At 72.5% G+C, this 20,855-nt stretch carries 23 protein-coding genes; 8 read left to right on the top strand and 15 right to left on the bottom strand.

From position 1 onward, the window contains the following. Positions 1-104: 104 nt before the first annotated feature. The gene (locus GWI24_RS19510; protein WP_210947208.1) at positions 105-737 is read left to right on the top strand and encodes a TIGR03085 family metal-binding protein; all 633 of its coding nucleotides are present in this window, start codon (positions 105-107) and stop codon (positions 735-737) included. 75 nt (positions 738-812) lie between these two features. Here GWI24_RS19510 and GWI24_RS19505 read toward each other — a convergent pair whose 3' ends face one another. The 3 genes from GWI24_RS19505 to GWI24_RS19495 all read right to left on the bottom strand — a co-directional run bounded on the left by GWI24_RS19505 (position 813) and on the right by GWI24_RS19495 (position 3,589). Continuing rightward, positions 813-1,643 carry an endo alpha-1,4 polygalactosaminidase gene (locus GWI24_RS19505; protein ID WP_210947207.1) on the bottom strand — a complete coding sequence of 277 codons (831 nt, stop codon included), beginning with the start codon at positions 1,641-1,643 and terminating at the stop codon, positions 813-815. A 240-nt stretch (positions 1,644-1,883) separates the two neighbouring features. After that, positions 1,884-2,747 (bottom strand): polysaccharide deacetylase family protein, encoded by an 864-nt coding sequence (locus GWI24_RS19500; protein WP_210947206.1) that lies wholly within the window; start codon positions 2,745-2,747, stop codon positions 1,884-1,886. A 107-nt stretch (positions 2,748-2,854) separates the two neighbouring features. After that, positions 2,855-3,589: an SDR family oxidoreductase gene (locus GWI24_RS19495; protein ID WP_210947210.1), complete on the bottom strand. Its 735-nt coding sequence runs from the start codon at positions 3,587-3,589 to the stop codon at positions 2,855-2,857. A 184-nt stretch (positions 3,590-3,773) separates the two neighbouring features. Here GWI24_RS19495 and GWI24_RS19490 point away from each other — a divergent pair, with 184 nt between their 5' ends. Further along, on the top strand, positions 3,774-4,244 hold the full coding sequence (locus tag GWI24_RS19490) for an OsmC family protein (RefSeq protein WP_210947205.1): 471 nt from the start codon (positions 3,774-3,776) through the stop codon (positions 4,242-4,244). A 2-nt stretch (positions 4,245-4,246) separates the two neighbouring features. Here the strand turns inward: GWI24_RS19490 and GWI24_RS19485 are convergent, their stop codons facing one another. Next, entirely contained in the window at positions 4,247-5,347 is a 1,101-nt protein-coding gene (locus GWI24_RS19485; RefSeq protein ID WP_210947204.1) for an alkene reductase, read from the bottom strand. A 64-nt stretch (positions 5,348-5,411) separates the two neighbouring features. On the opposite strand from GWI24_RS19485, the gene GWI24_RS19480 reads away from it, so the two are divergent. From GWI24_RS19480 to GWI24_RS19470, 3 genes are all read left to right on the top strand, one after another. Beyond that, on the top strand, positions 5,412-5,777 hold the full coding sequence (locus GWI24_RS19480; protein WP_210947203.1) for a MerR family transcriptional regulator: 366 nt from the start codon (positions 5,412-5,414) through the stop codon (positions 5,775-5,777). A gap of 208 nt (positions 5,778-5,985) precedes the next feature. After that, a complete protein-coding gene (locus tag GWI24_RS19475) occupies positions 5,986-6,627 on the top strand; it encodes an RNA polymerase sigma factor (RefSeq protein ID WP_210947202.1) in 642 nt (213 codons plus the stop codon). After that, positions 6,624-7,718: a CU044_5270 family protein gene (locus tag GWI24_RS19470; protein ID WP_210947201.1), complete on the top strand. Its 1,095-nt coding sequence runs from the start codon at positions 6,624-6,626 to the stop codon at positions 7,716-7,718. Before GWI24_RS19475 ends, GWI24_RS19470 begins: the two co-directional genes overlap by 4 nt. A 587-nt stretch (positions 7,719-8,305) precedes the next feature. Here the strand turns inward: GWI24_RS19470 and hisF are convergent. The 8 genes from hisF to hisD form a co-directional block, all read right to left on the bottom strand. Continuing rightward, positions 8,306-9,076, bottom strand: a complete 771-nt coding sequence (gene hisF, locus GWI24_RS19465) for an imidazole glycerol phosphate synthase subunit HisF (RefSeq protein WP_210947200.1) — start codon at positions 9,074-9,076, stop codon at positions 8,306-8,308. Further along, positions 9,073-9,483, bottom strand: coding sequence for a Rid family hydrolase (locus GWI24_RS19460; protein WP_210947199.1), 411 nt, complete (start codon positions 9,481-9,483; stop codon positions 9,073-9,075). Before GWI24_RS19460 ends, hisF begins: the two co-directional genes overlap by 4 nt. Further along, a complete protein-coding gene (gene priA, locus GWI24_RS19455) occupies positions 9,480-10,211 on the bottom strand; it encodes a bifunctional 1-(5-phosphoribosyl)-5-((5-phosphoribosylamino)methylideneamino)imidazole-4-carboxamide isomerase/phosphoribosylanthranilate isomerase PriA (protein WP_210947198.1) in 732 nt (243 codons plus the stop codon). The genes GWI24_RS19460 and priA overlap by 4 nt, the downstream gene beginning before the upstream one ends. A 54-nt stretch (positions 10,212-10,265) precedes the next feature. Continuing rightward, on the bottom strand, positions 10,266-10,910 hold the full coding sequence (gene hisH, locus GWI24_RS19450) for an imidazole glycerol phosphate synthase subunit HisH (protein WP_210947197.1): 645 nt from the start codon (positions 10,908-10,910) through the stop codon (positions 10,266-10,268). After that, positions 10,901-11,065 carry a hypothetical protein gene (locus tag GWI24_RS19445; RefSeq protein WP_210947196.1) on the bottom strand — a complete coding sequence of 55 codons (165 nt, stop codon included), beginning with the start codon at positions 11,063-11,065 and terminating at the stop codon, positions 10,901-10,903. Before GWI24_RS19445 ends, hisH begins: the two co-directional genes overlap by 10 nt. Before the next feature lie 209 nt (positions 11,066-11,274). After that, positions 11,275-11,868 carry an imidazoleglycerol-phosphate dehydratase HisB gene (gene hisB / locus GWI24_RS19440; RefSeq protein ID WP_014059975.1) on the bottom strand — a complete coding sequence of 198 codons (594 nt, stop codon included), beginning with the start codon at positions 11,866-11,868 and terminating at the stop codon, positions 11,275-11,277. Next, on the bottom strand, positions 11,865-12,983 hold the full coding sequence (locus tag GWI24_RS19435) for a histidinol-phosphate transaminase (protein ID WP_210947195.1): 1,119 nt from the start codon (positions 12,981-12,983) through the stop codon (positions 11,865-11,867). Before GWI24_RS19435 ends, hisB begins: the two co-directional genes overlap by 4 nt. After that, a complete protein-coding gene (gene hisD, locus GWI24_RS19430) occupies positions 12,980-14,305 on the bottom strand; it encodes a histidinol dehydrogenase (protein ID WP_210947194.1) in 1,326 nt (441 codons plus the stop codon). The genes GWI24_RS19435 and hisD overlap by 4 nt, the downstream gene beginning before the upstream one ends. A gap of 156 nt (positions 14,306-14,461) precedes the next feature. Here hisD and GWI24_RS19425 point away from each other — a divergent pair, with 156 nt between their 5' ends. Genes GWI24_RS19425 through ybaK form a run of 3 tightly spaced genes read left to right on the top strand, consistent with a single transcriptional unit; the run spans position 14,462 to position 17,362 of the window. Continuing rightward, positions 14,462-16,057, top strand: a complete 1,596-nt coding sequence (locus GWI24_RS19425) for an oxidoreductase (RefSeq protein WP_198276801.1) — start codon at positions 14,462-14,464, stop codon at positions 16,055-16,057. A gap of 55 nt (positions 16,058-16,112) precedes the next feature. Beyond that, the gene (locus GWI24_RS19420; RefSeq protein ID WP_210947193.1) at positions 16,113-16,853 is read left to right on the top strand and encodes an LON peptidase substrate-binding domain-containing protein; all 741 of its coding nucleotides are present in this window, start codon (positions 16,113-16,115) and stop codon (positions 16,851-16,853) included. Positions 16,854-16,864: 11 nt separating this feature from the next. Then, positions 16,865-17,362, top strand: coding sequence for a Cys-tRNA(Pro) deacylase (ybaK, locus tag GWI24_RS19415; RefSeq protein ID WP_210947192.1), 498 nt, complete (start codon positions 16,865-16,867; stop codon positions 17,360-17,362). 557 nt (positions 17,363-17,919) lie between these two features. On the opposite strand, the gene GWI24_RS19410 is transcribed toward ybaK, so the two are convergent. The 3 genes from GWI24_RS19410 to GWI24_RS19400 form a co-directional block, all read right to left on the bottom strand. Then, positions 17,920-18,660: an ABC transporter permease gene (locus tag GWI24_RS19410; protein ID WP_374103316.1), complete on the bottom strand. Its 741-nt coding sequence runs from the start codon at positions 18,658-18,660 to the stop codon at positions 17,920-17,922. A 59-nt stretch (positions 18,661-18,719) separates the two neighbouring features. Further along, entirely contained in the window at positions 18,720-19,478 is a 759-nt protein-coding gene (locus tag GWI24_RS19405) for an ABC transporter permease (protein WP_247616592.1), read from the bottom strand. A 255-nt stretch (positions 19,479-19,733) separates the two neighbouring features. Beyond that, positions 19,734-20,774, bottom strand: a complete 1,041-nt coding sequence (locus GWI24_RS19400; protein ID WP_210947190.1) for an ABC transporter ATP-binding protein — start codon at positions 20,772-20,774, stop codon at positions 19,734-19,736. Between the last annotated feature and the right edge of the window lie 81 nt (positions 20,775-20,855).

Genomic DNA, 20,855 nt, shown 5'->3' with positions numbered 1-20,855 from the left:
GCGGCGGAGCCGCGCACCCCGTAGGCCCGGGCGGAGCCGCCCCGCCGGGGCGCGCGGCGGCGCTCCTCATGGCAGCGGGCGGGCCCCGGTCGTAGGGTGGACGCATGTCCACTCACGCGAAGCGCGAACGCCTGCTCCTCGCCGACCTCTTGGACGGCGCGGGCCCCGGGGCCCCGACGCTGTGCGAGGGCTGGAGCACCCGCGATCTGGCGGCCCATCTGGTGGTCCGCGAGCGCCGCCCCGACGCGGCCGCCGGGGTGCTGGTCAAGCCGCTGGCCGCGCGGCTGGCCCGGGTGCAGGAGGAGTTCGCTGCGCGGCCGTACGAAGAGCTGCTCCAGCTGTTCCGCACCGGTCCGCCGCGGATGTCGCCGTTCGCGCTGAAGCAGGTGGACGAGGCGGCCAACAGCTTCGAGTTCTACGTCCACGCCGAGGATGTGCGCCGCGCCCGGCCGGACTGGACGCCGCGCGAGCTGGACCCGGTCTTCGCCGACACGCTGTGGTCCCGCATCGAGCGCGGCGCCCGGATCTTCGGCCGCCGCTCCCCCGTCGGCCTGGTGCTGCGCCGCCCGGACGGCCGTACGGCGGTGGCCCACCGCGGCACCCCGGTCGTCACGGTCACCGGCGAACCGGGCGAGCTGGCGCTCTTCCTCACCGGCCGCCAGGATTCCGCCCGGGTCGAGCTGGAGGGCGACAAGGAGGCCGTGGCCAAGGCGCACGAGGCCAAGCTGGGCATCTGAGCCGCCCGCCGAACGCGAAGCGTCCCCGCCCGCGCGGGGCGGACGGGGACGACGCGAGGGAATCCCCTAGCAGGTCTAGCAGGTCTCGCGAACGTAACCGTCGTCGCCCGCGGGAGAGACATCCTCGTCCCGCCGGACGACGCTGAGCCGGTCGCCCCAGCCGTCGCACGCCTTGGCGAAGCCCTCGTCGCCGTACTCGACCACCACCACATGGTCGTCGTACGCCTTGGCGAACTCACCGCACTCGTCGTACTCGCCGCACTCCTCGACCACCGCGAAGTCCAGCCCGGCCGCCTTCCGGTCGGGGAGGAGCTCCGCGGTGTTCTTCTGCGCGATGGCCAGACCCTGGGCGTGCGCGTGCTCCGACAACAGGGCCATGAACGCCTTGGCGTGAGCGGTGGTCAGCAGCTTCTTGGAGCGTTCGTAGCTGTCGTAGTTGTCGGGCTCGACGGCGTCGAAGCCCTTGTCGGCGCAGCCGTCGATCCACCCGTCGACCTTGTCCGCCACCCGCTCGCGCTTCTCGGCGGTACGGAGGTCGAGCAGCGGTTCCTTCCACTTGGTGTCGATGACGAGATCGCCGTTGCGGTCGCGCAGCAGCAGGTCGTCCGGCCACTGGTCGCGCTCGCCCGGCTGGACCTGGAAGGCGTTGACGTAGCAGATGTTGTACAGCCCGTCCGCCGGGGAGTCCCCGCGGTCGCGGCTGACGATGTCGACCCCCTTCGGCGGGGTGTACGCCCCGCCGATCTGGTAGTCGAAGCCACCATGGACGGGCGGCAGCGCCACTTCGGACGCGCTGGCTCCCGAGGACATGGACACGGTCACGACGGCGGCCGCAGCGGCGGCGGCCGTCACCACCGACGCGAGGGCCCAGCGGCGACGAAGGCGTGCGGCGTGGCTGGCTGGCATGAAAGCTCCAACACTCGCGGGTAGCGTCCCCGCCTCGGATGGCATCCGCCGTCCTGGCGACTGTGTCCGGGCTCGGGACCGGCACCGGGTCCCCTACCGGCTGGGCGCACCTCTTGCGCGGCACGGGGCAGGTACACCGTGCGGCTGCTGCGATCAAAGCGGGCCCCGGCAACGGCGTCAAGTCGGCCGTCCCCCGGACCAGATGGCATCACGTCGGCCGCCCCCCCGGACCGGATGGCGTCACATCGGGCGCCCGCTGGACCAGATCCGCTGGAGCGGCCGGTAGTCGATCACCACGATGCCCTCCTCCGCCAGCAGTTCGCGGGCCCGGGCCGACGTCAGGAACGCGTGGTCGCCGTGGCGCACCCGCCATCCGCCGCCTGGCTCGGCGGCCCGCGACCGGGCGTCGTCCAGCCCGGGGTGGACCGCCCACTCGCTGAGCCCGGGCGGAAGGGCGCGCAGCAACTCGGCGTAGCGGGCCGCCTTACCGTCGACATCGAGGGCGAAGCTGTCCAGGAAGTCATGGTCGGTGACCGGCAGCCCCCGCCCGCGCGCCGTCCGGCGGCCGCCGTCCAGCCAGACCCGCACCGCCAGTCCGTACTCCCCCGCCAGCGCCACGGTCACCTCGAAGACGTCCTCGCGGCCGCCGTCGGCCAGACAGTGCCAGTCCAGATGAGTCGGCGTCAGTCCCGCGTCGGCCACGGCCTCGATCTGGGCCCGGAACTCCAACTCGACCTCCTCGGGGCGCGCCCGCGCGAACAGCTCCTCCCGCCGGTCGGCGGTGAAGAGCTCGCCCCGCTCGTCCAGCAGCGACGCCACCGTCCCCCTGGCGCTCAGCGGTCCCCACCGGAGGTGGTCCGCGTCGCGGACGAGCGTGAGGTGGATGCCGAACGGGATGCCCGGCCGCGCGCGCAGCATCCGCAGGGCCTGCGACGCCCCCGGGTACGGCACCATCAGGCTGCAGGAGCTCGCGATCCCCTCCTCGATCGCGTCGATGACGGCGACGTTGACCGACTCGTGCATGCCGAGGTCGTCGCAGTTGACGATGAGCACCCGCGCGTCCGGCGGGAATCCCAGCAGCTGACTCGACGTGGCTCCATCCATGCCCTCAGTGTGAGCCGCCGCCGGCGATCGCCGTACGGATTTTCCGCCCGCCCCTCCTGGACGGCCCGCCCCTCCTGGACGGCCCGCCTCTCCCGGACGGCCCGCCCCTACTGGGCGCTCGCGGCCGGGCGCACCACGATCTCGTTGACGTCGACCTCGGGCGGCTGTCCGACGGCGTACGCGATGGCGTCGGCGATCGCGGAGGCGGGGATGGCCACCGAGCGGTAGGTCTTCATGGCCTCGCGGGCGGCCGGATCGGAGATGGACTCGGCGAGTTCGGACTCGGTCACGCCCGGGGAGATCAGGCTGACCCGGATGCCACCGGCCGACTCCTGGCGCAGCCCCTCCGAGATGGCGCGTACGGCGAACTTGGTGGCGCAGTACACCGCGGCGGTGGGCGACACCTCGTACGCGCCGACCGAGGCGATGTTCACGACATGCCCGCCGCCCTGCTCCCGCATCACCGGCAGGGCCGCGGCGATGCCGTACAGCACACCGCGCACATTCACATCGAGCATCCGGTCCCACTCGTCGACCTTCAGCGCCTCGAGCGGCGAAAGGGGCATCACCCCGGCGTTGTTGACCATCACATCCACCCGCCCGAACCGCTCCCGGGCGGCCGCCACGAAGGCCCGCATGTCGTCGGCCGCGGTGACATCCAGCCTCTGGTACGCCGCGCTGCCGCCGTCGGCGGTGATCTCCCCGGCCAGCTCCCCCAGCCGCTCGGTCCGCCGCGCCCCCAGATAGACCCGGTGCCCCTCGGCGGCGAGCCGACGCGCGGTCGCCGCCCCGATCCCGCTGCTGGCCCCGGTGATGAGCACGACCTTGCCGGTCCCGGTCATGGCGTTCATGGCGGTTTCCCTTTCCGTCCTGGTGCCGCTCTGTTCTGACCCCACCGAGTCTGCGCAGGTCAGAGCCCCCGTACCAGGACGCGCTCCTCCCGGGTGCGACACTCCCAGTCAGCACGGCACGATGGGCGGGGGCCAGCTCCGCCACCGCTGGGATACGAAGGGGAGCGCACAGACGATGGGCCGACAGCACACCTACCGCGCCACCGTCCGGTGGACCGGTAACACCGGTTCGGGGACGAGTGGTTACCGGGACTACGGGCGGTCGCACGACATCCTCGGCGAGGGAAAGCCGACCCTGCGGGGCAGCGCCGATCCCGCGTTCCTGGGGGATCCGGAGTGCTGGAACCCGGAGGAGTTCCTGCTGGCCTCGCTCTCGCAGTGCCACATGCTGACCTACCTCTCCGTATGCGCCCGGGACGGGGTAACGGTCACGGCGTACGAGGACGTCGCCGCCGGGGTCATGGAGGAGACGGCCGGGCACAGCGGGCGCTTCACCGAGGTGGTGCTCAATCCGGTGGTCACCGTCGCGGACGAGGCGATGCTGGAGCGGGCGCGTTCGGCGCATCACGACGCCCATCAGGCGTGCTTCATCGCGAACTCGGTCAACTTCCCCGTCCGCCACCAGCCGGCCGTCCGGGTCGGCTGAGCTCAGGCCGCCGTCAGGGTGGGGTAATCCGTGTAGCCGGTCTCGCCGCCCACGTACATCAGATACGCGTCCCGGATGGGGTTGAGCGGAGCGCCGGTACGCAGGCGGGTCACCAGGTCGGGGTTGGCCAGGAAGGTGCGGCCGAGGGCGATCAGGTCGGCGCCTTCGGCCAGCAGTGCCCCGGCCTGGCGCATACCGCCGTCGGCGGGGACGCCGTCGCCGGGCAGCGACGGGTTGGCGATCAGGGTGGCCGGCCAGGAGGCGCGGAGCTCCCGGAAGAGGGGCTGGTCCGGCTGGGCGCGGACGATGTGCAGATAGGCGAGGCCGGTGTCCGCGAATTCCTTGATGAGCGCGGGGTAGAGGGCCCCGGTGTCGCCCTCCTCGATGCCGTTGACGGTCGATCCGGGCGAGATGCGCAGGCCCACCCGCTCGGGGCCGATCGCGTCGGCGACGGCGTGGACCACCTCGGCCACGAACCGGACGCGTCCGGCCACCGAGCCGCCGTAGCCGTCGGTGCGGCGGTTGGTGCCCTGGGCCAGGAACTGGTGGAGGAGGTAGCCGTTGGCGGCGTGCACCTCCACTCCGGCGAAGCCCGCGTCCAGGGCGTTGCGCGCGGCGGCGGCGAAGTCGGCGATGGTGGAACGGATCTCCTCGAGCGTCATCTCGCGCGGTACGACGGCCTCCTGATGGCCGTTCGGGGTGAAGATCGTCTCCGGGAGCGGCACCGGCGAGGGCGCCACCGGCATCAGCCCGCTGGTGTCCGGGTGGCCGACCCGGCCGCCGTGCTGCAGTTGGAGGAACATCCGGCCGCCCGCCGCGTGCACCGCGTCGGTCACCCGCCGCCATCCGGCCACCTGCGCCGCGTTGTGGATCGCGGCGATGTCGGGGTAGGTCTGCCCGACCGCGCTGGGCGTGGCGGCCTCGGCGACGATCAGCCCGGCCGTGGCGCGCTGGGCGTAGTAGGTGGCCATGATCGGCAGGGGCACGCCGTCGGCGGCGGCGCGGTTGCGCGTCATCGGCGCCATGACCAGGCGGTTGGGGAGGTCGAGAGGGCCGAGTCGGGCGGGTTCGAAGAGGCCGGGTATCTCGGGTGTGTGCGTCATGCGGGTACGGTAGAACTTGCCACCGATGTCAGATTCAAGCCCGGACCGGCAGACGAGGTGAGGAATGCGGATCGGCGAACTGGCGCGGCGCACCGGCGTCAGCGAGCGCTCGCTGCGCTACTACGAGAAGCAGGGCCTGATGACGGCCGAGCGCACCCCGGGCGGCCATCGCGAGTACGGGGAGGGCGCGGTGGACCGCGTCATCCGCATCCAGGAGCTGTTCGCCGCGGGGCTGTGCAGCGAGAAGATCGCCCAGTTGCTCCCCTGCATGCGGGACTCGGACGGCGGCCCGTCGCGGACGGCCAACGGGCAGCTGGTCTCCGATCTGACGGTGGAGCGGGAGCGCATCGACCGCATGATCGCGGACCTGCTCCGCTCGCGTGACGTGCTGGACGAGGTGATCGAGGCGGCGTCCGTCCCGGCCGAGTAGGGGGTGTCCGGCGGATCTTGACGCCTGCGGACGCCTGCCGACGCCTGCGGCGGGCTACTCCCCTCCCCGCCCCTTCCCGCGGCATCGATATGCGGCTCCGCGGCGTGGTCCGCCGGACATCCCGTAAGCGCCCGCGCCCCATGTGTGGCGCAGGTCACGGGAACCACCTCCGCCGTGCGGAGAGGCACGGGTGTGAGGTGTGAACGAGATGAGTGATGGCCTGCGGGCCCGGATACGGGCGGGTGACCGCGAGGCGTTCGCGGAGCTCTACGAGAGTTACGCGCGCACGGTCTACAACCATGCCTTCCGGCTGACCGGCGACTGGTCGGTGGCCGAGGAGGTGATGGGCGATACGTTCCTCGACGCCTGGCGCACCCGGGAGCAACTGGAGCCGGGCGACGGCACGCTGAAACCGTGGCTGCTGGGCGTGGCGACGAACAAGGCGCGCAACGCCAACCGCGGCATCGGCCGGCGCCTGGCCTTCCTGGCCCGCCGCCCGGCCCCCGCCCCGGTGGCGGACTTCGCGGAGGAGTCGGCGGGCCGGATCGACGACGCCCGCCGACTCGCCGCCGTGCGCACGGTGTTCGGCCGGTTGCGGCGCGGGGAACAGGAGGTGCTGGCGCTGTGCGTCTGGTCCGGCCTGGACTACGCACAGGCGGCCGAGGCCATGGGCATCCCGGTGGGAACGGTGCGCTCGCGGCTGTCCCGGGCCCGCGCCCGGCTGCGCACCCTCGCCGATCAGCGGCTCGCGGAAGAAAAGAAGGAACCGCCGCACCGTCGCGGAGAGGTACAGCGTGAGGCCGCGTTCGCGGCCCTGCCCTTTCAGGAGTTTCAGGAGGACCCCCGATGAACGCCGCCGGCTCCGGGCCCGCCCGGCCCGAGCGCGAGGACGCCGCGTACGAGGACGCCGCGTGCGACGCGTACGAGGACACCCCGTGCGACGCGTACGAGGACACCGCGCGCGAGGAGCTCGCCCGGCTGCTTCCTCCCGTCCCGGCGGAACGGGACGTGCCCTCCGCTCCGTACCTCCACCACAAGGACCGATTGATGCAGCACATCGATGACGACCAGAACCGCACCCCCGCGCCCGCCCGGAAGGTCCGGCGGCGGCTGCCGCGCCCGGCGCTGCTGATGCCCGCCGCGGCCCTGGCGCTGGCCGGGGCGCTGGCCGTCACCCTGACCGCGGGCGGCGACTCCGGCGATGGCTCCCAGCCCCGCGAGACCGCCACCGTCCTGCTCGACCGGATCGCCGGGACCGCGGCGAAGTCGGACGTCAAGCCGGTGCGACAGGACCAGTTCGTCTACGTCAAGAGCGTGGGGCGGGGTGCCGAGCTGAAGGACGACGGCTCCTCCAAGCTGGAGCCGCGCGGCGAGCGGGAGATCTGGCTGTCGCAGCGGGCGAAGCGGATGACCAAGATCGGCGAGATCCACGAGGGCGGGAGCTACTTCCCGCTGCGCGAACTGGGAGGGTCTCCGGCGGGCATCAACCGTCCCACCTACCAGTGGCTGGCGTCCCTGCCGACCGACCCGGACGTCCTGCTCGATGAGCTCTACCGGATGACCGACGCGGACGAGGGCCAGGAGAAGACGCAGGCCGTCTTCGACCGGATCGGCCAGTTGCTGGGCGAGACGGTGATGCCGCCGGAGAACGCCGCCGCCCTGTACAAGGCCGCCGCGAAGATCCCCGGGGTGACCCGGCACGAGGACGCGGTGGACGCGGCGGGCCGGCACGGGGTCGGCATCGTCCGCACCGACGAGCGGGGCCTGAGTACCACCGAGTGGGTCTTCGACCGGGACAGCCTCGCCTACCTCGGTGAGCACAGCTACCGGACGAAGGACGCCGGGGCGGGCAAGAAGGGCGACGTCCTGTCGGAGAGCGCCGTGCTGAAGCGCGGCATCGTCGACGCGTACCGCCAGCGGCCGGGATCCGCCACGAAGTAATACCAGGCACGCCCTGCGGTGTGTCCGGCGGATCCTCCCCTCCCCGCCCCTTCCCGCAGCATCGATACGCGGCTCCGCCGCGTGGCAGGGGCTCTGCCCTAGGGTCCTTCTGACGGATCTCCGTGGAAGAAGGAGCGGCGTCCGGGGCGTGCTCTCGGCGTGCCGTGCGGAAGCCCTCGTAGCGGAGCTACTTGGGTTTTCGCGCGGTGCGGCGAGAGGGCGTGCCGGGCGTCGCGACGCCGCGGAGATCCGTCAGAAGGACCCTGAACCCCGGGGTCTGGGGCAGAGCCCCAGTAAGAGGGAAGGGGCGGGGAGGGAGCAGCCCGCCGCAGGCGTCACGATCCGTCAGACGCCTCCTTGGGCCCTCCTGGGGTCTGTCGTCAAAGGCGGCGCCCGGCCGCGAGCGGGGGGCACCTCCCAGCGGTAGCCCGGGGGAGTCCGGTGCGGTCGATCGCAAGGCGGAGCGTCGCCCTCGTACTCGGCGTACTCGGGTGATGCGACAACGCGGCGAGCGGCCGTGCCAGGCGTCGGTTGGGAGCAGGGCGCCCCCTTTGACGACAGGCCCTGGGCGGCGGCGCGGGCGCGCCTCAGCGGACCGGGTGGCCAGCCCTCCGTAGTGCGTCCTTCACCTGGCCGATCCGCAGATCGCCGAAGTGGAAGACGGAGGCCGCGAGCACCGCGTCGGCCCCCGCGGCGATGGCCGGGGAGAAGTCGGCCGCCTTGCCGGCACCGCCGCTGGCGATCACCGGGACGGTGACGTGCTTGCGGACGGCCTCGATCATGGCGGTGTCGTAGCCGTCCTTGGTGCCGTCCGCGTCCATGGAGTTCAGCAGGATCTCCCCGGCGCCCAGCTCCGCCGCGCGGTGGGCCCATTCGACGGCGTCGATACCGGTGCCACGGCGGCCGCCGTGGGTGGTGACCTCGTAGCCGGAGGGGGTCACCGTCCCCTCGGGGCAGCGGCGGGCGTCGACCGAGAGGACGAGCACCTGGCTGCCGAAGCGTTCGGCGATCTCACGGATCAGCTCGGGGCGGGCGATGGCGGCGGTGTTGACGCCGACCTTGTCCGCCCCGGCGCGCAGCAGCTTGTCGACGTCCTCCGGGGTGCGGACGCCACCGCCGACCGTGAGCGGGATGAAGACCTGCTCGGCGGTGCGGCGGACCACGTCGTAGGTGGTCTCGCGGTCGCCGGAGGAGGCGGTGATGTCGAGGAAGGTGAGCTCGTCCGCGCCCTCCTCGCCGTAGATCTTGGCCATCTCGACCGGGTCGCCCGCGTCGCGCAGATTCTGGAAGTTGACGCCCTTGACGACCCGGCCGTTGTCCACGTCCAGGCAGGGGATGACTCGGACCGCCAGGGTCATGACTGTCGTGCTCCTCGGAATGCTTCCAGTTCGACTTCCACCAGGACGCGCGAGTCGACGAAGCCGGACACCACGACCAGCGTCGCGGCGGGGCGCACGGCGTCGAAGAGCTCCTTGTGGGCGCGGCCCACCTCGTCCACGTCACGGGCGTGGGTGAGGTACATACGGGTGCGGACCACCGATTCGACGCCGAGGTCGAACTTCTTCAGCGCGTCCAGCGCATGGCCGAAGGCCGCGAGCGTCTGCTCGTACGGATCCCCCTCGCCCTCCAGGACGCCGCGCTCGGCCAGCGGCATCGTCCCGGCGACGAGCACCAGGTCACCGGCCTCGACGGCCCGGGCGAACCCGATGGTCTGCTCCCAGGGACTCTCGGTCTGGACCCGTCGCCCGATCTCGGGTGAGGTCATACGGCCACCGCCTCCAACGCCTCTTCCAAGGTGAATGCCTTGGCATAGAGCGCCTTGCCCACGATGGCGCCCTCGACACCTTCCGGTACCAGGGTCGCAAGGGCACGCAGGTCGTCAAGCGAGGAAACGCCGCCCGAGGCGACGACGGGGCGGTCGGTCGCGGCGCAGACATTGCGCAGCAGCTCCAGGTTGGGGCCCTGGAGGGTGCCGTCCTTGGCGATGTCGGTGACGACGTAGCGGGCGCAGCCCTCGGAGTCGAGGCGGGCCAGCGTCTCGTACAGATCCCCGCCGTCCCGGGTCCAGCCGCGCCCGCGCAGCGTGGTGCCGCGCACATCGAGGCCCACGGCGATGAGGTCGCCGTGCTCGGCGATGACCTTGGCGACCCACTCGGGGGTCTCCAGCGCGGCCGTGCCGAGGTTCACCCGGGTGCAGCCGGTGGCCAGGGCGGCGGCCAGCGAGGCGTCGTCGCGGATCCCGCCGGACAGCTCGACCTTGAGGTCCATGGCGCGGGCCACCTCGGCGATCTGCGCGCGGTTGTTCCCGGTGCCGAAGGCGGCGTCGAGGTCCACCAGGTGCAGCCACTCGGCGCCCGCCCGCTGCCAGGCCAGGGCGGCCTCCATCGGGTCGCCGTACGACGTCTCGGAGCCGGACTCGCCGTGGACGAGGCGGACGGCCTGGCCGTCGCGGACATCGACGGCTGGGAGGAGTTCGAGGCGGTGCGTGCGCATGCGGACAACCTTCGGTGAGAGCGTGCGGGCGGTGAGAGCTGACGCGGGGGCCGGTCAGAGCGTGTCGAGCCAGTTGCGGAGCAGCCGCGCCCCGGCGTCGCCCGACTTCTCGGGGTGGAACTGGGTGGCCCACAGCGGGCCGTTCTCGACAGCGGCGACGAACGGCTCGCCATGGGTGGACCAGGTGACCTTGGGGGCGGGGATATGCGGGTTGGTGACCTCGAGCTTCCAGGTGCGGACCGCGTAGGAGTGGACGAAGTAGTACCGCTCGCCCTCGTCCAGGCCCGCGAAGAGCTGGGAGTCCCCGGGCGCCTTGACCGTGTTCCAGCCCATGTGGGGGACGACGGGGGCGCGCAGCGGCTCGACCGTGCCGGGCCACTCGTCCAGGCCCTCGGCCTCGACGCCGTGCTCGATACCGCGCCCGAAGAGGATCTGCATGCCGACGCAGATGCCCATGACCGGGCGGCCGCCGGACAGCCGGCGCCCCACGATCCAGTCGCCGCGCGCCGCGCGCAGCCCCTTCATGCAGGCGGCGAAGGCGCCGACGCCGGGGACGAGCAGGCCGTCGGCGGCCATGGCCTTGTCGTAGTCACGGGTGATCTCGACCTGCGCGCCGACATGGGCGAGGGCCCGCTCGGCGGACCGGACGTTGCCGAATCCGTAGTCGAGGACAACGACGCTCTTGTTGCTCAATTCCATACCTCAAGCCGCAGGACGCCGGCGAGCAGCGCCATCGTGGCGCCGATCCCGAGCAGCGTGATGATGCTCTTGGACATGCCCTGCTTGACGAAGGAGATGACCCCGCCGAGCAGAAACAGTCCCAGGAGGATGAACGCGGTCGACAGGCCGTTCACGCAGCTACCTCGTTCGCTTCTCCGCCCGCGCGGCGAAAGCGCGGGTCGGGTTTCGTCTGCGGCCCGGCGGCCGCGCGCGCGACGCTCACAGGGCTACCTCGTTCGCTTCTCCGCCCGCGCGGCGAAAGCGCGGGTCGAGTGTCGTCTGCGGCCCGGCGGCCGCGCGCGCGACGCTCACAGGGCTACCTCGTTCGCTTCTCCGCTCACAGTTACAGGGCGCCCTTCGTGGAGGGGAGGATCCCGGCGGCGCGGGGGTCGCGCTCGCTGGCGTAGCGCAGGGCCCGCGCCAGGGCCTTGAACTGGCACTCCACGATGTGGTGGGCATTGCGCCCGTAGGGCACGTGGACATGCAGGGCGATCTGCGCCTGGGCCACGAAGGACTCCAGGATGTGCCGGGTCATCGTGGTGTCGTAGGTGCCGATCATCGGCGCGATGTTCTCCGGCTCGGTGTGCACCAGGTACGGGCGGCCGGAGAGGTCGACCGTCACCTGGGCCAGCGACTCGTCCAGCGGCACCGTGCAGTTGCCGAAGCGGTAGATGCCCACCTTGTCGCCGAGCGCCTGCTTGAAGGCGGCGCCCAGCGCGAGAGCGGTGTCCTCGATGGTGTGGTGGGTGTCGATGTGCAGGTCGCCCTCGGTCTTGACCGTGAGGTCGAAGAGGCCGTGGCGGCCGAGCTGGTCGAGCATGTGGTCGTAGAAGCCGACCCCTGTCGACACATCGACCTGGCCGGTGCCGTCGAGGTCGATCTCGACGACGACCGAGGTCTCCTTGGTGGTGCGCTCCACGCGTCCCACGCGGGTCATGCGCTCGTCTCCTTCATCAGCTCGCGTACCGCGTCGAGGAACGCGTCGTTCTCGGTCGGGGTCCCCGCGGTGACCCGCAGCCATCCCGGTACCCCGTTGTCCCGGACCAGGACGCCCCGGTCCAGCAGGCCCTGCCACGCCGCGTGGGCGTCCTCGAAGCGGCCGAACTGGACGAAGTTGGCGTCGGAGTCGGTCACCTCGCAGCCGATGGTGCGCAGCTCGCTCACCAGCCGGTCGCGCTCGGCCTTGAGCGCCTCCACGTACCCCAGCAGCGTATCGGTGTGCTCCAGGGCGGCCAGCGCGGTGGCCTGGGTGACGGCGGACAGGTGGTACGGCAGGCGGACCAGCTGGACGGCGTCGACGACCGCCGGGTCGGCGGCGAGGTAGCCGAGCCGCAGCCCGGCCGCGCCGAACGCCTTGGACATGGTCCGCGAGAGCACCAGCCGCGGCCGCCCCTCGATCAGCGGCAGCAGCGACGGACGGTGGCTGAACTCCCCGTACGCCTCGTCCACGACGACGAGCGCCCCGGCGGTGTCCGCCCTGGCGTCCTGCGCCGCGTCGTGCAGCGCCAGCACCGTCTCGGCGCCGACCGCTGTCCCCGTCGGATTGTTCGGCGAGGTGATGAAGACGACATCGGGGCGGTGCTCGGCGATGGCCTTACGGGCGGCATCGACATCGATGGTGAAATCGGCGTTCCGGGGACCGGAAATCCAGCCGGTGCCGGTGCCACGGGAGATCAGCGCGTGCATCGAGTACGAGGGCTCGAAGCCGATCGCGGTGCGCCCCGGGCCGCCGAAGGTCTGCAGCAGCTGCTGGAGCACCTCGTTGGACCCGTTGGCCGCCCAGACCTGGGCGACGCCGACCTCGAGACCGGCCGTACGGCTGAGGTAGCGGGCCAGCCCGGTGCGGAGCTCGACCGCGTCCCGGTCCGGGTAGCGGTTGAGGTTCCGGGCCGCCTCGGCGACCCGCTCGGCGATCCGGGCGACCAGCGGCTCGGGCAGCGGATAGGGGTTCTCGTTGGTGTTCAGCCGTACGGGCACGTCCAGCTGCGGAGCGCCGTACGGGGATTTGCCACGGAGCTCGTCCCGGATCGGGAGATCGTCAATGCCGGTCACTTGCTCGGTGGCACCTTCCAGTCGAACCTTGCCTTCACCGCGGCGCCGTGGGCGGGCAGATCCTCCGCCTCGGCCAGCGTCACCACATGGCCGGCGATCTCGGCCAGCGCGTCCCGGGTGTAGTCCACCACATGGATGCCGCGCAGGAAGGACTGCACGGACAGCCCCGAGGAGTGGCAGGCGCAGCCGCCGGTGGGCAGCACATGGTTGGAGCCCGCCGCGTAGTCACCGAGCGAGACCGGGGCGTAGGCCCCGACGAAGATCGCCCCGGCGTTGCGCACCCGGGCCGCGACGGCCGCCGCGTCCTCGGTCTGGATCTCCAGGTGCTCGGCCGCGTACGCGTCCACGACGGCCAGGCCCTGCTCCAGACCGTCCACCAGCACGATGCCGGACTGCCGCCCGGCCAGCGCCGGACCGATCCGGTCCGCGACATGCTTGGTGGCCCCGACCTGGACCTCGAGCTCCTTCTCGACCGCGGCGGCCAGCTCCTCGGAATCGGTGACCAGCACGGACGCGGCCAGCGGATCGTGCTCGGCCTGGCTGATCAGGTCCGCTGCGACATGCACCGGGTCGGCGGTGGAGTCGGCGAGGATGGCGATCTCGGTCGGCCCGGCCTCGGCGTCGATGCCGATCCGGCCCTTGAGCAGCCGCTTGGCCGCCGCGACCCAGATGTTGCCAGGCCCGGTCACCATCGAGACCGGACGGCAGTCCTCGGTGCCGTAGGCGAACATGGCGACGGCCTGGGCACCGCCCGCCGCGTACACCTCGTCCACGCCCAGCAGGGCGCACGCCGCGAGGATGGTGGGGTGCGGCAGCCCGCCGAACTCCGCCTGCGGCGGGGAGGCGACGGCCATCGAGGCGACCCCGGCCTCCTGCGCGGGCACCACGTTCATCACCACGGACGAGGGGTAGACCGAGCGCCCGCCCGGTACGTACAGCCCGACGCGTTCGACCGGCACCCAGCGCTCGGTGACCGTGCCGCCCGGCACCACCTGGGTGGTGTGGTCGGTGCGCCGCTGGTCGCGGTGGACCAGCCGGGCCCGCCGGATGGACTCCTCCAGGGCGGCCCGCACGGCCGGGTCCAGCTCGGCGAGGGCGCTCTCCAGCGCCTCCGCGGGGACCCGCACCCGCTCTATGGTCACGCCGTCGAACCGATGGGCGTAGTCGATCAGCGCAGCGGTACCGCGATGGCGCACGTCGTCGCAGATGGGCCGCACCTTCTCCAGGGCGGCCTCGACGTCGAGCTCGGCACGGGGCAGCAGGTCGCGGTCGATCCCGCCCTCAGGGAAGGCGGCACCGCGCAGATCGATACGGGAGATCACGCGATCAATTGTCTCAGACCCGCCACGAGGCCCCTCCCCCCGTATCAGCCAGTGATACGGACCCCCTAAGTTGACCCTGACCGTTGGCGTTCAACCGGTTACTCAGCGGGAATGTGCTCCGTACGGGGACACGGAGAATCAGGAGGGGACACGGCTGTGACCGAGCCGCACGATGGCGACCCACCCCCGGGCCTCGATCTGACCACCGCCGAATGGGGCATGTGGCAGGCGTTCCGCAATGGCAGCACCCATGATCTGCGCACCTCCCACCCCCAGCGGAACGACCCCTCAGGACCGTACGCCTGGGGCCCGGAGCGCAGTGTCCGCGCGCGTGTCGTGGCCCTCCTGCTGCTGGACGGGCCGCCCGCGCAGCCGGGCCGGGTCTCGGCGCTCAAGCTCAACGGGGTGCACATCACCGGCACGCTCGATCTGGCCGGCGGAAACATCGAGCCCTATGTGGAGCTCAAGAACTGCCGCTTCGAGCGGGAGGTGCTGGTCCCCGAGGCGCAGTTCACCACCCTGCGCCTGGTGGGCTGCTCCCTCCCCCGGCTGGAGGCGGCCCGGCTGCGCACCGAGGGCGATCTGCATCTGCCACGCTGTGTGGTCGAGCACGGCATCCGGCTCACCGACGCCCATATCGGCACCGATTTACTGCTCAACCAGCTCATTGTGCGCCGCGACCGCCGGGGCATGTCGATCAGCGCCGACGGGCTGACCGTCGCCCAGGACTTCCAGGCCGACATGATCGAGTCGTACGGCGAGCTGAGCCTGCGCGGGGCGCAGATCGGCGTGTCGCTCAGCCTGCGCGGCAGCCGGCTGCGCAACCCTTACGGCCGCCGCGCGCTGAACGCGCCGCAGCTGACCGTGGAGCGCAGCCTGTACCTCACCGCGGGCGGGGTGAGCACGTACTCCAGCGGCTCCACCCCGCCGTACGGCACCGCCTCCACCCCCACCCGTGGCACCCGGATCCAGCGCTTCGAGTGCGAGGGCGGGATCCGGCTGGACGACGGGCGGATCGGCGACGCGATCGACTTCGACCAGGCCCGCTTCATCATGGAGAACGACCAGGAGCTGTCGCTGCGCCGGGTCCAGACGCCCGAGCTGCGCTTCCTCGGGGAGCGGCCGCAGCGCGGCCGGGTGATCCTCTCCGGCGCCCGGGTGGTCAATCTTGTCGACAAGTCGGTGAGCTGGCCGGGCCCTGGCGGGCTGACCATGGCCGGGTTCAGCTATGAGTGCCTGATCCCGCGCGGCCACTTCCCGCTGGCCCGGCGGCTGGAGTGGGTGGCCGCCGCCACGCCCGAGTACGCCCCCGAGCCGTACGAGATGCTGGCCAACACGATGCGGGCCAGCGGCGAGGACGCCGACGCACGCGAGGTGCAGCTCGCCAAGCAGCGGCGCCGCCGGGAGACGCTGCCGCTCGCCGGCAAGGTGTGGGGCTATCTCCAGGACTGGACGGTGGCCTACGGCTACCGCCCGGGCCGGGCGGCGGTGTGGATGGCGGTGCTGTGGGCGGTCGGCTCGGTGTTCTTCGCCCACAACCGGCCGGAGGCGCTGAAGCCTGATGAATCGCCGAACTGGAACGCCTCGCTGTACACGCTCGATCTGCTGATTCCGGTCATCGATCTGGGCATGGACGGCTACTGGAAACCCCAGGGCGCCGTCCAATGGGCGTCCATCGTCATGATCCTTCTGGGCTGGGTGCTGGCCACCGCGGTCGCCGCCGGCGCGTCCCGGCTGCTGCGGCGCCAGTGACCGCTGCCCCGGCGCCAGTGAAAGGGAACGCGCGGGGCCATTAGGCTTACGCCCCGTGACCTCCGCGCGCCTTCCGCTCTTCCCGCTGAACACGGTGCTGTTCCCGGGGCTCGTCATGCCCCTGAACGTCTTCGAGCAGCGGTATCGCTCCCTGATGCGCGATTTGTCGGCGCTCCCCGAGGACGCGCCGCGCCGGTTCGGGGTGATCGCGATCAGGGACGGCCATGAGGTCGCGCCGAGCGCGATCGGCCTCCCGGACTCCCTCACGACGCCGGACCCCGGCCCCACGGCCGGGTTCGGCCCCGACCCCGCCAAGTCCTTCTATTCCGTGGGGTGCGTGGCGGACGCGGCCACCATCCGGGAGCAGGAGGACGGCACCTTCGAGGTGCTGGCCACCGGCACCACCCGCTTCGAGCTGGTCTCCGTGGACTCCTCGGGCCCGTATCTGACGGCCGAGGTCAAGGAGCTGGAGGAGGAGCAGGGCGAGGGCGCCGGGGCGCTGGCCTCGGGGGTCGTACGGGCCTTCCGCATGTACCAGAAGCGGCTCGCGGGCGCCCGGGAGCGCACCCTGGCCGCCGAGCAGGACCTGCCGGGCGAGCCGTCCGTCCTCTCCTACCTGGTGGCGGCCGCGGCCGTGCTCGACACGCCCGCGAAGCAGCGGCTGCTGCAGGCGCCGGACACCGCGAGCCGGCTGGCCGACGAGCTGAAACTCCTTCGCGCCGAGAGCGCGGTCATCGGTAAGCTCCCGTCGCTCCCCGCCGTCGATCTGACCCGCGGTCCCACCAGCCCCAACTGACGCGGACGAACATGCCGAAGAAGACCAGGAAGAACTCGGCGGGCACCCCCGCCACCACCGCCCTCACCGCCGCGGGCACGGACTTCACCGTGCACTCCTACGAGCACGACCCGGCGGCGCCGTCCTACGGCGAGGAGGCCGCCCAGGCGCTCGGCGTCGCACCGGAGCGAGTCTTCAAGACCCTCGTGGCGAGCGTCGATGACCGCCTTACGGTCGCCATCGTGCCGGTCTCGGCCACGCTCGACCTCAAGGCGCTCGCCTCGGCGGTCGGCGGCAAGCGCGCCACGATGGCGGACCCGGCGGTGGCCGAGCGCACCACGGGCTATGTGCGAGGCGGGATCTCCCCACTCGGCCAGCGCAAGCGCCTTCCGACGGCCCTGGACGCGTCGGCCGACGGCTACGAGACGATCTGCGTCTCGGCGGGCCGCCGCGGGCTGGAGGTCGAGCTGTCGCCCAAGGACCTGGCGTCGCTGACGGACGCGGTGGTGGCACCGATCGCCCGCTCATAGCCGGGCGCTGATTGCCCCTCGTGGCCGCCGTGGCGGCGATCGCCCGCTCGTAGGCGCCGTGGCGGCGATTGCCCGCTCGTGGCCGCCGTGGCGGCCCTGGCCGCCCGCCGATAGCTCGCCCATGGCTCACGCGGCGGCCCATGGCTCGCGTGGCGGCCCAGCACCCCGCGTATGGCTCGCATGGCGGGGCTGAGCGGCCGAGGCGGGACCTACGGAGTGCCCGGCGGACCACGCGGCGGAGCCGTATATCGGTGCTTCCCCCTTCCCGCAGCATCGATATGCGGCTCCGCCGCATGGCAGGGGCTCCGCCCCTGGACCCCGGGGGGCGAGGAGCCGGCCACCGCCGTGAACACCCACACCGGCGGGCTGATCACGGTCGCCATGCCGGTGCGGCGGATGACCGCGCGCATCCGGGCCGTCCGGCCGGGGTCTGGGGCGGAGACCCGGTTTCGGGAAGGGGCGGGGAGGGGAACAGCCCGCCGCAGGCGTCACGGTCCGTCGGACAACCCCTAGCCGCTTCGAGGCGGCCCCAGCGCGCTGGAGGCGGGCCGAACCGCTTAGCGTGCTTCCGGCCCCGGCGCGGCCGGCAGCGCGGGCTCCGGGTCCCGGGGGCCGAAGAGCCCTGTCAGCGCCAGGTGGATCACCATCGCCGCCACCGACCACGCCAGCAGCGCACCCTTCGCGCCCAGCTTGAGCGGCCCGTCGAAGGTGACGCCCTTACCGGCCGCCTTGGCGTGGGCCACGACGTCCGAGGCGGGCCCCAGCCATACGCCCAGCCGCCAGGCGATCACCGAGGCGAGCACCCCGCCGATCGCCAGCCCGACGACCAGCGCGATACCGCCGTGGCGGAAGAGCAGAAAGACGATGATGGCCGAGACGGCGCCGAAGGCGAGCCCGAGCAGCGTGAACATCCCGTCCGCGCCGACCGCGTCCTCCCCTTCCGAGTTCTTCAGATAGACGGCGGAGCCGTCCGAGACCAGGGGAACCTTCGGCGCCAACCACAGCCACAGCAGCCCGAGAAGCACTCCGGAGACCGCCACCGCAATGGCGACCAGCGACGCCTGCACCAGTTCGGCACGCAACTCGGGCCCGGGCTCGGAGTGCTCGGAGAACTCGGCGTGCCCATCGGAGTGCTCGGCGTGCTCCGGATGCCCCGAAGCCTGCCCCGGGTGCGCGGGATACCCGGTGGGGTACGGCACGGCGGAGTCCCCGGCAGGCTGCTCGTGGGACGGCGGCCGGCCCTCGGCGGGCTCGTCCTGCGGCGAGTGCTGATCATGCGGCGTCAACGGTGCGGTCACCCCGTCATCGTGCCAGGTGGATGGCGTACTTCGGTCGGCGGGACGTTCGCTGCGGCGCGTCACCGCACCGCCGCCCGCCGATAGGCCCAGGTCGCGGCGGCAAGGGACACCACGGCCACTCCGGCGCACACCCCGAGGTCGGCGCAGACCACCCACCAGTCGGGCTGTCCGTCGAAGGACCGGGCCAGGGCCTCCACACCGTACGTCGACGGCAGCAGATCGCGCGCGTACGACACCACCTGTGGCATCCGGGCCGCGGGCAGCACGCCGAGCAGCAGCGCGGCGGACATCCCCAACTGCCCGCACAGCGTGGCGAGTTCCTGGCGAGGGGCGAGCAGTCCCAGTGCGGCGCCGAGTCCGGCGAGGGCGGCGCCGGACAGGGGGATCACGGCGAGGAGGATCCACAGGTTCGTCATGGGCAGCTGGAAGAGCACACTGCCCATCACCGCGGTGACGGCGGTCCCGGGTACGGTGAAGGAGGCGTACGCGGCGGCCGCCCCGAGCACGACGGCCGAGGGCGGCACCGGCAGGGTCGCGTAGTGGTCAAGACCGCCGCTGGCCCGCAGCTGGCCGAAGTACTGCGCGAGCAGGTTGAGCGCCACGAAGGCGACGACCAGCACGCTCGATCCGGCCACCACCGACCGCGCCTCGCTTCCGCCGTCCACCACCCCGCGCATCAGGACCATGATCCCGATGGACTGGAAGGTGGCCACGAAGAGCAGCGGGATCCGGGCCACCCGGGCCCGTGAGAGCTGGGCGCGGTAGACCGCGACGAGCGCGGGGAAGAGCCGCGCCCGGGCCGCCAGCGGCGCGGGCATGTCACCGGCCTCACCGGCGTCACCGGACGCCCCCGAGGCACCGGAGACACCGGACGCACCGGAGACACCGGAGGCACCGGATGCACCGGATGCACCGGGCAGCCCAGCAGACGCACCGGACACACCAGGCACACCAGTGGCCCCGGACACGCCGGACACGGCGGGCATGACACTCACGTTGTGCTGCTCCTCTTCGCCTCTTGCGGCTTGAATACGGTCACGGTCACCGACGCGTTCACCGGCTCGCCCCGGCGGTCACGCCTTCACCAGCCCCTCCGCGCCCTCCGCACGGCCCCCCAGGGCGATGTACACATCCTCCAGGCTCGGCGTGGCAAGGGTGAAATCGTCCAGCGCGGCGAAGGCGGGGCCACCGGTCACGGTGGCGATGGCGGCGCGCGCGTCGTCCGGCGGCAGCCGGAGCGTCCAGCGCCGCCCGGAGGCGCCGCCGGCGGCCCGGGCCGCCTCGGCGGTTTTCCACAGGGCGGCGACCTCGGGCACCTCCAGCGGCGGCTCGGTGCGCCACACCAGCTCCAGCCGCACCTCGTCGGCCACCAGTGCCTTGAGCCCGGCGGGCGTGTCGCAGGCGATGACCCGGCCGCGGTCCAGCACGGCGACCCGGTCCAGCACCGTCTCCGCCTCGATCACATTGTGGGTGACCAGCACCACCGTCACCCCCCGCTCGGCCCGCCGCCGGTCCACGGCCGCCCATACGGCGCGGCGGGCGACGGGGTCCATCCCGCTGGTGGGCTCGTCCAGCACCAGCAGCGGCCGCTCCCCCACCAGCGCGGCGGCGACGCAGGCCAGCCGCCGCTGGCCCCCGGACAGCTTCTTCAGCGGGCGCCCGGCGACCTCCCCGAGCCCCAGCTCCTCGATCACCGCGTCCCGCTCGGCACGGGCCGCGCGGGTCTCCAGGCCGCGCAGCCGCGCGGTGGTCTCGGCGGCGAGGGCGACGGTCAGCTCGTCCAGCGCGGTCGAGTCCTGGCCGAGATAGCCCAGCAGCCGGGCGGCGCGCTCGGGGTGGCGTACGAGATCGTGGCCGAGCACCCGCACCTGGCCCTCGTCGGGCCGCAGCAGGCCGGTGAGCTGCCGTACAAGGGTGGACTTGCCGGCGCCGTTGGGCCCGAGCAGCCCGAAGACCTCGCCGCGCACCACATCGAGGTCGATGCCGTCGCTGGCCCGGACGGCGGGCGTGGCGGGCGCGCCGCGTCGGCCGCGCGCCGCGGGATAGGTCTTGACCAGGCCGCGCACGGTGCACACCACATCGCCACTCGTCGCCTGTTTCGCGCCCGTCCTCACGAGCTATGAGGGTACGCGCCCAAACACCCGCTCCCGCCTTCGGGGCCCTCGGGGCCCTCGGGGCCCTCGGGGCCCTCGGGG

This window comes from Streptomyces sp. MK37H (assembly GCF_018035285.1).
Taxonomy (GTDB): domain Bacteria; phylum Actinomycetota; class Actinomycetes; order Streptomycetales; family Streptomycetaceae; genus Streptomyces; species Streptomyces endocoffeicus.
Note: the sequence above shows the minus strand (reverse complement) of the source record. Positions and strands in the feature narration are given on the sequence as shown.

Coding starts and splice junctions, on each gene's coding strand:
- GWI24_RS19510 (WP_210947208.1), top strand. CDS start 105: ATGTCCACTCACGCGAAGCGCGAACGCCTGCTCCTCGCCGACCTCTTG.
- GWI24_RS19505 (WP_210947207.1), bottom strand. CDS start 1,643: ATGCCAGCCAGCCACGCCGCACGCCTTCGTCGCCGCTGGGCCCTCGCG.
- GWI24_RS19500 (WP_210947206.1), bottom strand. CDS start 2,747: ATGGATGGAGCCACGTCGAGTCAGCTGCTGGGATTCCCGCCGGACGCG.
- GWI24_RS19495 (WP_210947210.1), bottom strand. CDS start 3,589: ATGACCGGGACCGGCAAGGTCGTGCTCATCACCGGGGCCAGCAGCGGG.
- GWI24_RS19490 (WP_210947205.1), top strand. CDS start 3,774: ATGGGCCGACAGCACACCTACCGCGCCACCGTCCGGTGGACCGGTAAC.
- GWI24_RS19485 (WP_210947204.1), bottom strand. CDS start 5,347: ATGACGCACACACCCGAGATACCCGGCCTCTTCGAACCCGCCCGACTC.
- GWI24_RS19480 (WP_210947203.1), top strand. CDS start 5,412: ATGCGGATCGGCGAACTGGCGCGGCGCACCGGCGTCAGCGAGCGCTCG.
- GWI24_RS19475 (WP_210947202.1), top strand. CDS start 5,986: ATGAGTGATGGCCTGCGGGCCCGGATACGGGCGGGTGACCGCGAGGCG.
- GWI24_RS19470 (WP_210947201.1), top strand. CDS start 6,624: ATGAACGCCGCCGGCTCCGGGCCCGCCCGGCCCGAGCGCGAGGACGCC.
- hisF (WP_210947200.1), bottom strand. CDS start 9,076: ATGACCCTGGCGGTCCGAGTCATCCCCTGCCTGGACGTGGACAACGGC.
- GWI24_RS19460 (WP_210947199.1), bottom strand. CDS start 9,483: ATGACCTCACCCGAGATCGGGCGACGGGTCCAGACCGAGAGTCCCTGG.
- priA (WP_210947198.1), bottom strand. CDS start 10,211: ATGCGCACGCACCGCCTCGAACTCCTCCCAGCCGTCGATGTCCGCGAC.
- hisH (WP_210947197.1), bottom strand. CDS start 10,910: ATGGAATTGAGCAACAAGAGCGTCGTTGTCCTCGACTACGGATTCGGC.
- hisB (WP_014059975.1), bottom strand. CDS start 11,868: ATGACCCGCGTGGGACGCGTGGAGCGCACCACCAAGGAGACCTCGGTC.
- ybaK (WP_210947192.1), top strand. CDS start 16,865: ATGCCGAAGAAGACCAGGAAGAACTCGGCGGGCACCCCCGCCACCACC.
- GWI24_RS19405 (WP_247616592.1), bottom strand. CDS start 19,478: ATGCCCGCGCCGCTGGCGGCCCGGGCGCGGCTCTTCCCCGCGCTCGTC.